Source organism: Streptomyces sp. NBC_00691 (genome assembly GCF_036226665.1).
In the GTDB taxonomy this organism is placed as follows: domain Bacteria; phylum Actinomycetota; class Actinomycetes; order Streptomycetales; family Streptomycetaceae; genus Streptomyces.
Window position 1 is genome coordinate 7318740 of sequence record NZ_CP109007.1, and the last position, 12812, is coordinate 7331551.

The window sequence follows — 12812 nt, forward strand, 5'->3', positions numbered from 1 at the left end:
CGCCGCCGCCCCTACCGCGGGTGCTCCCACCTGCGTAGACTCCACGCGACCCGGGCCCGAGGGCCGCTGATTCCGACGGAAGCGGACGCCGATGTCCGAGCAGCACCCGTCCCCGGCCGCCGGCCGGGGGGACCCGCAGCGCCGCCCCCGCCGCGAGACCGTCACCTACGCCTCCGCCCACGGTGCCGGGACGGCCGTGCCGCGCCCCGCCCGGCGCCACCCCGTCCACCCGCCCGCCCGCTCCGAGATCGACGAGCAGACCACCCTCGGCCACACCTACGTCCGCTCCCTGATGCGCAGCCAGCTGCGCGCCGCGCTCACCGCCCTCGGCGCGCTCGCGCTGCTCGTGGGCTCGCTGCCGCTGCTCCTCGCCCTGCCCGCCCCCGAGGCCTTCGTCTGGCTCGTCCTCGGCGTCGGGGTGTACCCCGTCGTCTGGGGGACGGCCCACTGGTACGTACGGCGCGCCGAACGCAACGAGCGCGACTTCACCGGCCTCGTCGAACGCTGAGCCGCGCCGCGTGAACCAGACCTACGCCGTCGCGGCCGTCACCGCCGTCGTCCTCGCCACCGTCCTCGTCGGCGCCCTCGGCCTGCGGATCTCCCGGACGACCTCCGACTTCTACGTGGCCTCGCGCACCGTCAGGCCCGGCCTCAACGCCGCCGCCATCAGCGGCGAGTACCTCTCCGCCGCCTCCTTCCTCGGCATCGCCGGGCTCGTCCTCGTCCAGGGCCCCGCGATGCTCTGGTATCCGGTCGGCTACACGGCCGGCTACCTCGTCCTGCTGGTCCTCGTCGCCGCCCCGCTGCGCCGCTCCGGGGCGTACACCCTCTCCGACTTCGCCGAGGCCCGCCTCGAATCCCCGCAGGTGCGCCGCCTCGCCAGCCTCTTCGTCGTCGGCATCGGCTGGCTCTATCTGCTGCCCCAACTCCAGGGCGCCGGCCTCACCCTGGAGATCCTCACCGGCGCGCCCGACTGGGTCGGCGGGCTGCTCGTCGCCCTCGTCGTCACCGGCACGGTCGCCGCGGGCGGGATGCGCAGCATCACCTTCGTGCAGGCCTTCCAGTACTGGCTGAAGCTGACCGCCCTCCTCGTCCCCGTCCTCTTCCTGCTCGCCGCCTGGTACGGCGACGGAGCGCCCAGGGCCCGCTTCGACGCGCCCGCCGTGCTGCGCGGCCACACCGTCGTCAAGGTCGCCGACACGGTGCGGATCGGGCTCGACGCCCCGCTCACCCTCACGGTCACCGGCAGCGTCGACGCGGTCGCCCACGAGAAGCGGACCCTCACCCTCGCCCCCGGCACCCATCACGTCTCCGGCGGCACCACCCTCGCCTTCGCCCCGGGAGCGGCACTGCCGGAGCGGGTCGCCAGCGGGTCGGATCCTCTCGGCTGGTCCCAGCCGCTGGCCGGCGGCCGCGACGGACACCAGCTGTACGCCACGTACGGACTGATCCTCGCGACCTTCCTCGGCACCATGGGCCTGCCGCACGTCGCCGTCCGCTTCTACACCAGCCCGAACGGCCGGGCCGCCCGCCGCACCACCCTCGTCGTGCTCGGACTCGTCGGCGCCTTCTACCTGTTGCCGCCGCTGTACGGCGCCCTCGGCCGGGTCTACGCCCCCGAGCTGGCCCTCACCGGTTCCGCCGACGCGGCCGTGCTCGTGCTGCCCGACCGCATCCTGGGCGGACTGCTCGGCGACCTCCTGGGCGCGCTCCTCGCGGGCGGCGCCTTCGCCGCCTTCCTCTCCACCGCCTCGGGGCTCACCATGTCCGTCGCCGGCGTCCTCACCCAGGACGTCCTGCCGTCCCGGGGCGTACGGCACTTCCGCCTCGCGACCCTGCTCGCCACCGCCGTACCGCTGGCCGTGGGGGTGTTCGCCTCGAAGGTGCCGGTGGCCGACGCCGTCGGCCTCGCGTTCGCCGTCTCCGCCTCCTCCTTCTGCCCGCTGCTCGTCCTCGGCATCTGGTGGCGGCGCCTCACCCCGCCGGGTGCGACGGCCGGGCTGCTGCTCGGCGGCGGCTCCGCGCTCGCGGCCGTGATGGCGACCCGGGCGGGGCTCGCCCCCGAGGGCTGGCCGCACACCCTGATGGCCTGGCCGGCGGTCTGGTCGGTGCCGCTCGGCTTCCTGACCATGATCCTGGTCTCGCTGGCCACCCCCCGCCGGGTCCCGCCCGGCACCCCGGCGCTGCTCGCCCGGCTCCATCTCCCGGAGGAGATCACCGGCCCCGTCACCGGCCCCGCGCACGCTCCCGTCCCGGAGGTCGGCCGATGAGCGGCATCGCCCTCGCCGCCGCGGCCGCCGCCGGCGCCGTGCTGCTCGCCGCGGGCTTCGTCCTCGGCCGGTTCGCCGCCCGGCGCGGCGGCCGCGCCGCCGATCCCGATCTCGGCACGCCCGTCGAACGGGCCACCTTCCACACCCTGCACACCGCCTCCCTCGCCGCTCCGCCGCTCCGCGCCGGACTCACCGAGGACACCGCGCGCAGGGCGGCCGGCACCCTCCGCTCGCTGCTCGGCACCGAGGCGCTCTGTCTCACCGACCGGGGCGCGGTCCTCGCCTGGGACGGACCGGGTGAGGACCATCACCGGGCGCACGTACCGGAGCAGGCCGCCGAGACCCTGGAGACCGGCCGCAGCCGGTCCGCGCACACGGACTGCGCCGACCCGGCCTGCCCGCTGCGCTGGGCGGTGATCGCCCCGCTCACCGGGGAGGACGGGGTCCTCGGCGCGCTCGTCGCCTACGGCTCGCGGGAGTCTGCCGTCCTGGTGCGGGCCGCGACCGAGGTGGCCCGCTGGGCCTCCGTCCAGCTGGAGCTCGCCGAGCTCGACCGTTCGCGCACCCGCATCGTGGAGGCCGAGATCCGTGCGCTGCGTGCGCAGATCTCCCCGCACTTCATCTTCAACTCCCTCGCCGCCATCGCCTCGTTCGTCCGCACCGACCCGGAGCAGGCCCGCGAGCTCCTCCTCGAGTTCGCGGACTTCACCCGCTACTCCTTCCGCAGGCACGGCGAGTTCGCCCAGCTCGCCGACGAACTGCGTTCCATCGAGCAGTACTTGGCCCTCGCGGGGGCCCGCTTCGGGGACCGGCTGAAGGTGACGCTGCAGATCGCCCCCGAAGTGCTGCCGGTCACCCTGCCCTTCCTGTGCCTCCAGCCCCTCGTGGAGAACGCCGTCAAGCACGGCCTGGAGGACCGGGAGCGAGGCTGCCGGGTCACGATCGCCGCCCGTGACGCGGGCGCCGAGGCGGTGGTGACCGTCGAGGACGACGGCATCGGCATGGACCCGGAGCTGCTGCGCGCCGTCCTGCGCGGAGAGCACCCCGCCGGGTCCGGCATCGGCCTCTCCAACGTGGACGAACGGCTGCGCCAGGTGTACGGCGGGGAGTACGGCCTCGTCATCGAGACGGGGGTCGGCGCGGGGATGAAGGTGACGGTGCGCATCCCCAAGTACCACCAGGGCGTGCACCGTTCGTCACCCTGACCGGGTACGGGCGGCGGGGCGCTTCAGCGCAGGTGCAGCGAGAGGTGGGCGAGCGGCAGGCCGAGCTTCCAGGCGGGCAGCCAGATCTGCTCCTCCTCGTCGACGGTGCGGCCCGACTCGCCGTCCGTCCGGCCGTCGAGGTCGGCGGCGCGCACCCAGGTGTCGCGCAGGGCGCGCCACGCGGTCTCCGCGAGCGCCAGGTCGGGTCCGTCGTCGCCGGTCGCGCGGCGCGCCGCGAGCCGCTCCCCGACCCAGGGCGGCCAGGGCCGGTCGTACGCCGTGTGCCGCAGCCATTCGTCGACGCGGCACAGCGGTCCGCCCACCGGTCCGTCCGGCTCCTCCGAGAGGTGGACGGTGAGGGCGAGCGCCTGGAGGCCCGCCCGGTACTCCAGTGAGCCGGGTGCCACGAGGGCGGCGGCCCGCAGGACCTCGTCGGCCAGGTACTCGGCGCACAGCCAGGCCATCGGGACGGCGAGTTCGCCGCCACTCGTGCCGCCGGCGCCGTTCGTGCTCTCGGGGCGCAACGCTCCCACCTTCTCCCGGACATCGGGGACCCGGACGTGTGGGACCCGGGGAGAGCTTCCTCCGTGGAGGGCGCCCGCGTGTCCCGCTTTGCTCAACTCGCCCGTGTGGTTTCGGATACGTTTCCCGGCCGGATCGGTGCCGGTGGGATTACTGATGTTCCGGGAGGCGTACGGGGCGGGGGAGGCGTCTTGAGCGGCGGCGGGAGGTGCGGCGTCGGCCGGACCGGTTCCCGTCCGGCCGTCGGCGCGGCGGCCGGACGGGAGGGGCGGTTCAGCCGAGGAGCGCGTAGACCGCGGTCGCGTGGGCCGCGATCTCCTCCGTGCCCTCGGCCGTCATGGTGATGTCGGCGAAGGCCATCCGCTTCCCCGCCTTGGTGAGTCCGGCCCGCACCAGGACGTCGGCGCCCACGACCGCCCGCTGGAAGCTGATCGACTGCTGGACGGTGGTCATGGGAACGAAGCCGCCCCGGGCCGCGGCGACCGCGATCACGGTCGCCGTGTCGGCGGCGGCCATCAGGGCCTGCCCGGACAGGCCCCCGCCCTCCCGGGCCAGCCGCTCCGACCACGGGAGCCGGAGCACGGCCCCCTGGCCGTCGACGGATTCGACGGTGAGACCGAGATCGAGCACCCAGGGTGCGAAGTTGTCGGCGAGGATCTTTTCGGCGGCGGCGAGTGTCAGCGTCACGGCGTCATTGTGGGGCCGTGACGCGGGGCCGGGCAACGGCCGCGCGGTGCGGCCGGTAGCCGGGCAGCGACCGGCCCAGCTGCCGCAGCGCGTAGTGGGAGCGGGACTTGACGGTGCCGGCCGGGATGCCCAGGTCGACGGCGGCCTCGTTGACGGTCAGGCCGTGGAAGTAGATCCGGACCAGGACGGCGCGGTGCTCGGGGCTCAGTTCGCGGACGGCCGCCCGTACGTCGAGCGCGGCCTCGGCCGAGGCGGTGGCGTCGTCGGGGTCGGGGGTCACGGCGAGGACGCCGTCCCCGATCTCGGCGGGCCGGGCGAGGCGTGAGCGGCGGGCGTCGATGGCGAGGCGACGGGCCACGGTGAAGAGCCAGGGGCGCATCGACGCGTAGGGGCCGTCGAAGGCCTCGGGGTGGAGCCAGGCCCGTACCAGGGTCTCCTGCGCGAGGTCCTCGGCCCGCTGGCGGTCCCCGTAGGTGAGGCCGAGCAGGAAGGAGAGGAGCGCGGGGCCGTGGTCCCGCTGCAGCTCCTCGAGGGTCCGTTCGTCGGTGGTCGCCGTTGGCATGCTCCCCGCCTCTCTGCGGCTCGTCGTCCGGGGCGTATCGGAACCCATTCGGACGGCGAGGGACAGGGAACGGACATCGGTCTGCGACGAACGGTCGCACCAAGCGGCGAATGGTACGGCGAGCGGTCACGAGACGGTCGTCCGAAGAGCCTGCGTCCGTTTCAGCGGGGTTCCTGAGGCTCTGCGGCCTTGACCCTTGACTGCGGCTTTCGCTCGGGATCAATTCGTATGAACAGATGTTCATCCCAGGAATCGGGCGGAGTGCCGTACATGACCTCACGCACCAGGCCGGCGGGCGTGGCGCTCGCCGCCTTCCTGTTCGCGGCGACGACCGGCTGCACCGAGGGGAACGGACCGCCCGGCGGAGCCCCCAGCCCCGAGGCCACGAGCGGGCGGCCCGGATCCGCGCCGCCCGCCGAGCCCTCCGCCGCGCCCGGTGGTGCGTCCGCGCCCGCCGGGTTCACCCTCGTCGCCTCCGGAGACGTCCTCCCGCACGATTCGATCATCCGCCGCGCGGCCGAGGACTCGGGCGGAAGCGGCTACGACTTCACGCCGATGTTCTCCGGGGTGAAGGCCGTCGTCTCCCGGGCCGACCTGGCCATCTGCCACATGGAGACCGTGTACGGGCCGGACGGCGGCCCCTACATCGGCTACCCCGCCTTCACGTCGCCGCCCGAGATCGCCGCGGCGCTCAAGGCCACCGGCTACGACTCCTGCTCCACCGCCTCCAACCACACCCTGGACGACGGGGCGGCGGGCCTCGGCCGCACCCTCGACGCCCTGGACCGGGCCGGTGTCCGCCATGCCGGATCGGCGCGCACGGCCGAGGAGGCCGCGACGCCCACCCTGCTCACGGCGGGCGGTGCCACCGTGGCCCAACTGGCCTACACCTACGACACCAACGGCTACCCGATGCCCGAGGGGCAGCCGTGGGCCGTCCAGAAGCTCGACGAGCGGAAGGTGATCGCCGACGCCCGCGCAGCCCGCGCGGCCGGGGCCGACGTGGTCGTGGTCAGCGTCCACTGGGGCAGCGAGTGGCAGACCGAACCCGACGAGCGACAGCTCACGCTCGGCCGCGCGCTCACCGCCTCGCGGAGCGGCGGCCGTCCCGACATCGACCTGATCCTCGGCACGCACGCCCATGTCCCGCAGGCGTACGAGAAGGTCAACGGCACCTGGGTCGTCTACGGGATGGGCGACCAGATCGCCGGGGACATGATCAATCACGAGGGGGCCCACGACCCTCGCGGCAACCAGGGCAGCATCGGCCGCTTCACCTTCGGCCCGCCCAGGAGCCCCGGCGGGCGCTGGGAGGTCGTCAAGGCCGAGTTCGTCCCCCAGTGGTTCGACACGGGGCGCGGCCGGGTGGTCAACCTCGGCGCCGACGACGGCTCCGACCCGCGCCACATCGAGATCCGGGACGCCATCCGGCGGGTGGTGCTCAGCCGCGGCGCGGCCGAGGACGGTCTGGTGATGGGCGAGTAGCCGGACCACCGGCCGCACGGGCCGGTCGCGGCGCCGGGGCAGGGCACCCGGTCGCGGCGCCCGGGTGCGGGGCGGCCCGCCCGGTCATCGTGGTGGCCGCGGCCCGGTCACGGGACGACGGTGACCGGCCAGCGGCCCGCCTTCACGAGCCGGACGGCCACCGAGCCCACGAACCGGTGCCCGGCCGACTCCGAGGCGCCCACCACCACGGCGTCCGCGGTCAGCTCCTCGGCCGCTTGGACCAGGCCCGCGTAGGCGTCGCCCCGGAAGGTGTGGAACTCCCACCGCATCCGCCAGAGGTCCTTCACCCGCTCCGCCGACGTACGGATCTCGGTGACCAGGTCCTGGGCGATCTCCTCGGTGGTGCCCGCCGTCGGCGCGCCCATCGCGGCCCCCGCGGTGATCACCGGCTGCACGTAGACGAGTGCGAGCAGGGCGTTCTGCCGCCGCGCGAGCCCGGCCGCGTACGCCGCGGCGCGCAGCGAGGAGTCGGATCCGTCGATTCCCGCCATGATCACTTTCGGGCCGTCGGTTCCGCGTTCGAACCGACCGGGCTGCTGTTCGTTCACCTTTCGAGGTTATCGGCTCATCGGGTGCTTTCGGCGGGGCGGCCGGTGTCGATGAGCCGCGCGAGCTCTCATCCATAGGGACCATTGGTCATGAAAAAGGATCAGATGCCTCCCGGGCGCCGCGCGCTGCTGCGGCTCGTCGCCGCCCTCGGGGCCACCGCCACCGTCGGAGTCATCGCGGCGGACCGGCTCGCGGCGCCCGAACCGGCCGACGGGACCGCCGCGCCCCCGGCCCCGCCCCGCCGGGGAACGGGCCCCGCCGCCGGCCCGCAGGCGCAGGCCGCCCGGCTGAGCCCCACCTCGTACCGCCTCCAGCCGATGACCGCGTACGCACCCCCGGCGTTCCGCCGCGCCGTGCCGCCGGTCAGGCAGCGGCCCTTCCTCAGCATGTCCGGGGTCGGCCGCTCGATGGTGCTCACCTTCGACGACGGCCCGGACCCCCGCTACACCCCGGGGATCCTGGAGACCCTGCGCCGCCACGACTGCCGGGCCATGTTCTTCGTCTGCGGCGAGATGGCCGTCGAGAACCCGGACCTGCTGCGCGAGATGGCCGAGGACGGGCACGTCGTCGGCAACCACTCCTGGTCGCACCCGCTCATCCCGAAGCTGCGGCCCTCCCGCATCCGGGACGAGCTCGGCTCCACGAGCGAGGTGATCGAACGGACCCTGGGGACGGCCCCGCTCTGGTACCGCGCGCCCTACGGCGCCTGGAACCGGCACTCCTTCGAGATCGGGGCCGAGCTCGGCATGGAGCCGCTCGCCTGGACCGTCGACACCCTGGACTGGAAGGAACCCGCGGCCGCCGGCGCCATCGTCCGCCGGGTCCTCGACGGCGCCGCCCCCGGCGCCGTCGTGCTCTCCCACGACGCCGGGGGCGACCGGGCCCAGAGTGTGACCGCGCTCCGCCGCTATCTGCCCGAACTCCTCGACGCGGGCTACCACATCACCGTCCCCCGGCGCTGACCGCACGGGTACGGACCGCACGGCCGAGGTACGGCCTCCGGTACGTCCCGCGGTACGGGTCTCCGGTACGGGTCTCCGGTACGGCGAAGGGCCCCGGCGCCACCAGGTGCCGGGGCCCTTCGCCGTGCCCCGCTAGCGCGAGCCGACCATCCGCGCGTACACGACGACGTTCCCGTCGTAGCCGCGCGCGCGCGTGTAGCCGCCGCCGCAGGTGATGACCCGCAGCTCGGGCTCACCCGTGTCGGCGTACACCTGCACGCCGGGGAAGTTGTCCTTCGCGTACACCTCGAGCCCGTAGATCTCGAACACCGCGATCCGGCCGTCGTACCGCTCGACCTCGATGTGCTGGCCCTTCTCCAGGGAGCCCAGGCCGTAGAAGACCGCGGGGCCCTGTGCGTTGTCGACATGGCCGACGACCACCGCGGTGCCGCGCTGGCCGGGGGAGATGCCGTTCTGGTACCAGCCGGCGAGGTTGGTGTCCTGCGGCGGAGGGGCCGCCACCCAGCCGTCGGGGTCCAGCCCCACGTCCATGATCGGGGCCGCCACCTGGATCGCCGGGATCTTGATGCGGGAGGCGGGGGCGAAGGGCAGCGGCTCCAGCCCCTCGACGGAGCCGTCCGGCGGCGTGACGGGGCGCGCCACGGGACGGGCCGCCGCGGCGGGCTGCGGAGGCCCCAGCGCGACGTCCACTCCGTTGCGCATCATCGCGATCCCGGACAGCATGGCCAGGGCCAGGACGCCCCAGGGTTGGCGTCTCCTGCGCTGGAAGACGCGGAAGTCCTTCGGGGGCATGGTTCTCCCTTCGTGGCGTCGTCAGAACGGTAAAGGCGACCTGACGGACCGTCGCGCCGGACGGCGCGAACGGGTGGGGGCCACGTCCGGACGGGTGGCGAGCCGGGGGTACGGGGTGCGCCGGCGTCCCTCCTGACGCGCGCGTGCCCGGGCCGGCGCGGACCGCTCTCGGGACGCCGGGCGGCCGACAGGTGGGTGACAACGGGCTGACCCATCCGAGTAATCGTCAGATAAGCAGCCCACTCGCCTCTGACCTGCGGATCTTCCTCCTGCGAGGACCCGATTCCCGGCGTGTCGTCTCACCGGGGTGGACCAGTGCCGAAATGCGCTGCCCGCTCCGACTTGTGATGGTTCGTCATGGAAGGCGTACTCGTCGACACTCCCGGAGCACCGCTTTGGGGCGTCTTCCACTGGAGGTTCAACCATGCGTGCTGCACGCACTCTGGCGGTGACCGCCACCGCGATCGCGGCGGTCGGCCTCGCGGCCCCCCTTGCCGCCGCCACCTACGGTCCGGGCAATGTCGTCAGCGGTGGCTCGAACAACAGTCCGAGCAACGTCACCGTCAGCCCCTTCGAGGTCCACCCCGGGTCGACGCTCACCATCACCGCCAGGGGCTGCAACCGTGGCGGCACGGTCACGTCCAACGCCTTCCCGGACGCCACCCTCTCCGGCGGCAACGGCGTCTCCACGGCCGTCGCCCGCGTCTACAACAACGCCACTCCCGGCAACTACAACCTGGCCGTCCGGTGCAACGGCGGCTCCAACGTGGTCACGGAGCCGTTCCGGGTCCTCCCGGGCCGCGGCGCCCAGGGCGGCCTCGGCGGCTCGCTGGCTCCCAGCTCCACGGAGATGGCCGTCGGCGGCAGCCTGGTCGCCGCCGCCGCACTCGGCGGCGGGCTCTTCATCGCCCGTCGTCGCCGTGTGACCGGCGCGGGGATCTGACCGGTCGAACCTCCCGGTCGACCCGCTCTGCCCGTCGCCCCCGAGTCCCCTTCCGGGACCCGGGGGCGACGGGCGTCCGCGGACGAGCGGGCACCGACGCCGGACCGGCCGCGACGGCCGCTCAGTGGCGACGGGCGGAGCCGGAACGGCGACGCACCACGTACACGCCACCGACGGTCGCGGCGAGCACGAGCGCTCCTCCGGCGGCCAGTTCGAGCGGCTCGATGCCGCCGCTCGAACCGCCGAGACCGCCCTGCACACCCCGCGGGGGAGTGAGGATGGTGGAGCTGATGGTCGGGGTGGCGGTGGGCGTACCGCTGATCGTCAGGGTCGTGGTGTCCGAGATTCCGCCGGTGCAGTTGAACGACACCGTGTACACGGCACCGCGCCGGGCGTCCGCGTCCACGGTGGCGATGGCCGCCGATCCCGGTGCGATGGTGACGGTGTCGAAGATGCCGGCCGAGGCCGTCGCCGTACTGGCGCAGCCGGGGGCACTCAGCGTCACCCGGCCGCCCGGGGCGACGACCGAGGGCGACACGACGAAATCGCCCGGTGCCTTGGCCCGTGCCGCTCGCGCGTTCGGTGCGGGAGCACCGTCCGCCGCGACGGCGGTGGGGGCGGCCAGGGCGAGGGCGGCCGCCCCCAGCAGGGCAGTGGACGCGGCACGTATCGCGCGCATGGTGAATCCTCCGGGTCCCGAGGGGCAGCCGCGGAAAGGGGGTTTCCGCGAAAGACCGTGCGTGCACCTCGATGTCCGAAACGCTAGAAGCGCACTACCACAGCCGCGATCCCAGACGTGCGAATGGGGCACGCATGTCCCCCGAGTGGCTCATCCGTCCGTGTCGCCTCACGGTGTGAGCTGCGGGAACAGATCGGTGAACGGCGCGGCGGTGGCCGAGATGCCCCGGCCGAACGGGGCGTCGAAGTCCCAGATGAGGAACAGCAGGAAGGCGATCAGCACGCTGAACAGTCCGGCGAGCAGCAGTTCGCGCCCGGTTCTGCGGATCTGCAGGGTGAAGATCAGGCCCACCGTCACCAGCGCGCCGATGATCAGACCGAACCACACCACTCCCGGCATGGTCTCCCCGGCGTTCTGCCCCCGGGCCCCCCGGGCGTCGTCGGCCGCCGCCACCTGGTCGACCAGCGGCTGGTACGCCTGCCCCTCGAAGTCGTCGGCGGGCTGGTAGTCGGTGACGCTGCGCCGCACCTTCTCCAGGAGCGCCGTGCCCTCCTCGCTCAGCTCGCCGTGCTCCGCCATGTACGTCCACTCGTCGTCGACCACGTAACCGACGTACGCGTCGACGTCGGCGCGGATGCGCTCGCGGACGGCCTGCGGGTAGACCTCGACGCGGGCCGAGATCTCGTGCATCGCCTGGGCCTCCTGGCGCACGGTCTCCTGGGCCGCGCCCCGGGCCTCCCAGACGCCGGCGATGGCGAGGCCGAGGACGATCGCGTAGATCACGCCGATCATCATCGTCATGTACTCGATGACGTCGGGGGTCTCGCTCGGGTCGTCGTCCTCGGGGATCCGGCGGTTGTTGATGACGACGATCGTGAGCACGACGGCGCACGCGGCGGCCATCGCAAGGGTGAGAACAAGCCATTCAGACATGGGTTCCTCGTGTGGGATGCAGAGGGACGAAGAGGCCGACGGGGCGCCGGGTCACTTGGACCGGGGGCGCAGGATCGCCGTCGCGAGCACCGCGGGCGCGGTGATCATGAGAGTGGCGGTGACGACGGAGGTGCCGCTCTTCGGCTTGGCGTGCGTGGCGCGGCGGTAGTGGGGCAGCGCCACGGGACCGGGCGCCGGGGGCCGCGGCCGCACGGTGGGCGGCGGCGTCGGGCTCGGGCTCGGGCTCGGGGGCGGGGGAGGCGGTGGTGGCGCGGGTGCGGGCTCCGGTGGCCTCGTGGTCGGAGGCGCGGGCGGAGGCGGCTCCGGGCGAGGTGCGGGCCTGGTGGCCGGCGGCTTGGGCGCGGGCCGGGGCGGGGGAGGGGCGGGCGGCGGAGGCGGCTCCGGCGTGGGGGACGGCGAGGGCGTCGGTGACGGGGAGGGAGACGGCGGTTCGGGCGTCGGCGTCGGCGTAGGGGTGGGCGTGGGCGTCGGCTCGGGCGTGGGGGACGGACACGGCGGGGGCGGCTCGGTGGGGCAGGGCTTCGGGTGATGGTGATGGCCGTGCCCCTTGCCCTTTCCCTTGCCGTGGTCCTTCCCGTGGCCCTTGCCCTTCCCTGAGCCGCCGTCGCCGTCGCCGTCGCCGTGACCGTGGTTGTGGCCGTCGCCTGCGACGGCCACAGCGACGTGGGAACCGCCCGGGCCGGTCGAGGCGTAGGCGCAGGCGTCCGCGGCGGCGGGCACCGGGGTGGCGAGCAGCCACACCAGTCCGAGGGCCGCCAGCGGCCGCGCGAGGAGTGATCCGTACAGAGACACGCCGTCGAGCTTGATCACAGGCGAGGCGTGCCGGGGCGGAAACGAGCGGGATTCGCCGGATGGAGCGGATCTCCGGACGTACCGGTTTGACGTTTCGCCCCGCCCGAAGCCGGCCGCGGCGGTTCGGCGGAGATCAATGCCGGTGTATCGCCGGGCAGATGGTTTCCGGAAGGCGGCGGACCGGGCCCGTTCCGGCCTCGGATCGATAACTGTCCGGTTGTCGCCCTGTCGGAGGGGAAGAAGAAGGAGGCATCCTGCACCGGCGACCAGGCCCCTCCGGCGGCAACAGCCGAGGTACGGGCGGGACCTGGGCGTCCGTCGCGGGGAGCCGCACTCGGCCGAAGAGCCGACGCACACTCATATGCACGTGAATTTGCACAGCCTGAAGG

Annotated in this window: 15 protein-coding genes; 7 read left to right on the top strand and 8 right to left on the bottom strand. The window is 73.9% G+C overall.

Annotated elements, in window-relative coordinates:
* The first annotated feature begins 91 nt into the window (after window positions 1-91).
* Genes OG392_RS32890 through OG392_RS32900 form a run of 3 tightly spaced genes read left to right on the top strand, consistent with a single transcriptional unit; the run spans window position 92 to window position 3475 of the window.
* Complete coding sequence (locus OG392_RS32890) at window positions 92-508, top strand: hypothetical protein (RefSeq protein WP_329285544.1); 417 nt, start codon at window positions 92-94, stop codon at window positions 506-508.
* Window positions 509-518: 10 nt separating this feature from the next.
* Window positions 519-2270 (top strand): sodium/solute symporter, encoded by a 1752-nt coding sequence (locus tag OG392_RS32895; RefSeq protein WP_329285545.1) that lies wholly within the window; start codon window positions 519-521, stop codon window positions 2268-2270.
* Window positions 2267-3475, top strand: coding sequence for a histidine kinase (locus tag OG392_RS32900; RefSeq protein WP_329285546.1), 1209 nt, complete (start codon window positions 2267-2269; stop codon window positions 3473-3475). The genes OG392_RS32895 and OG392_RS32900 overlap by 4 nt, the downstream gene beginning before the upstream one ends.
* 23 nt (window positions 3476-3498) lie before the next feature.
* On the opposite strand, the gene OG392_RS32905 is transcribed toward OG392_RS32900, so the two are convergent.
* The 3 genes from OG392_RS32905 to OG392_RS32915 all read right to left on the bottom strand — a co-directional run bounded on the left by OG392_RS32905 (window position 3499) and on the right by OG392_RS32915 (window position 5246).
* On the bottom strand, window positions 3499-3999 hold the full coding sequence (locus tag OG392_RS32905) for a hypothetical protein (RefSeq protein WP_329285548.1): 501 nt from the start codon (window positions 3997-3999) through the stop codon (window positions 3499-3501).
* Between the two features lie 271 nt (window positions 4000-4270).
* Window positions 4271-4684, bottom strand: coding sequence for a PaaI family thioesterase (locus tag OG392_RS32910; RefSeq protein ID WP_329285550.1), 414 nt, complete (start codon window positions 4682-4684; stop codon window positions 4271-4273).
* 4 nt (window positions 4685-4688) lie between these two features.
* Complete coding sequence (locus OG392_RS32915) at window positions 4689-5246, bottom strand: sigma-70 family RNA polymerase sigma factor (RefSeq protein WP_329285552.1); 558 nt, start codon at window positions 5244-5246, stop codon at window positions 4689-4691.
* A 270-nt stretch (window positions 5247-5516) separates the two neighbouring features.
* Between OG392_RS32915 and OG392_RS32920 the strand changes: the two genes are divergently transcribed.
* Complete coding sequence (locus tag OG392_RS32920; protein WP_329285554.1) at window positions 5517-6731, top strand: CapA family protein; 1215 nt, start codon at window positions 5517-5519, stop codon at window positions 6729-6731.
* A gap of 107 nt (window positions 6732-6838) precedes the next feature.
* Here the strand turns inward: OG392_RS32920 and OG392_RS32925 are convergent, their stop codons facing one another.
* Window positions 6839-7300 (bottom strand): universal stress protein, encoded by a 462-nt coding sequence (locus OG392_RS32925; protein WP_329285555.1) that lies wholly within the window; start codon window positions 7298-7300, stop codon window positions 6839-6841.
* Between the two features lie 90 nt (window positions 7301-7390).
* Here OG392_RS32925 and OG392_RS32930 point away from each other — a divergent pair, with 90 nt between their 5' ends.
* Window positions 7391-8263, top strand: coding sequence for a polysaccharide deacetylase family protein (locus OG392_RS32930; RefSeq protein ID WP_329285557.1), 873 nt, complete (start codon window positions 7391-7393; stop codon window positions 8261-8263).
* A gap of 132 nt (window positions 8264-8395) precedes the next feature.
* Here OG392_RS32930 and OG392_RS32935 read toward each other — a convergent pair whose 3' ends face one another.
* A complete protein-coding gene (locus OG392_RS32935; protein WP_329285559.1) occupies window positions 8396-9055 on the bottom strand; it encodes a class F sortase in 660 nt (219 codons plus the stop codon).
* Between the two features lie 424 nt (window positions 9056-9479).
* Here OG392_RS32935 and OG392_RS32940 point away from each other — a divergent pair, with 424 nt between their 5' ends.
* Window positions 9480-9998: a hypothetical protein gene (locus tag OG392_RS32940; protein WP_329285560.1), complete on the top strand. Its 519-nt coding sequence runs from the start codon at window positions 9480-9482 to the stop codon at window positions 9996-9998.
* 121 nt (window positions 9999-10119) lie between these two features.
* Here OG392_RS32940 and OG392_RS32945 read toward each other — a convergent pair whose 3' ends face one another.
* From OG392_RS32945 to OG392_RS32955, 3 genes are all read right to left on the bottom strand, one after another.
* On the bottom strand, window positions 10120-10677 hold the full coding sequence (locus OG392_RS32945; protein ID WP_329285561.1) for a hypothetical protein: 558 nt from the start codon (window positions 10675-10677) through the stop codon (window positions 10120-10122).
* Between the two features lie 168 nt (window positions 10678-10845).
* Window positions 10846-11610, bottom strand: coding sequence for a bestrophin-like domain (locus OG392_RS32950; RefSeq protein WP_329285563.1), 765 nt, complete (start codon window positions 11608-11610; stop codon window positions 10846-10848).
* 51 nt (window positions 11611-11661) lie between these two features.
* On the bottom strand, window positions 11662-11793 hold the full coding sequence (locus tag OG392_RS32955) for a hypothetical protein (RefSeq protein ID WP_329285565.1): 132 nt from the start codon (window positions 11791-11793) through the stop codon (window positions 11662-11664).
* Window positions 11794-11953: 160 nt separating this feature from the next.
* Between OG392_RS32955 and OG392_RS32960 the strand changes: the two genes are divergently transcribed.
* Window positions 11954-12160, top strand: a complete 207-nt coding sequence (locus OG392_RS32960) for a hypothetical protein (RefSeq protein WP_329285566.1) — start codon at window positions 11954-11956, stop codon at window positions 12158-12160.
* Window positions 12161-12812 lie beyond the last annotated feature (652 nt).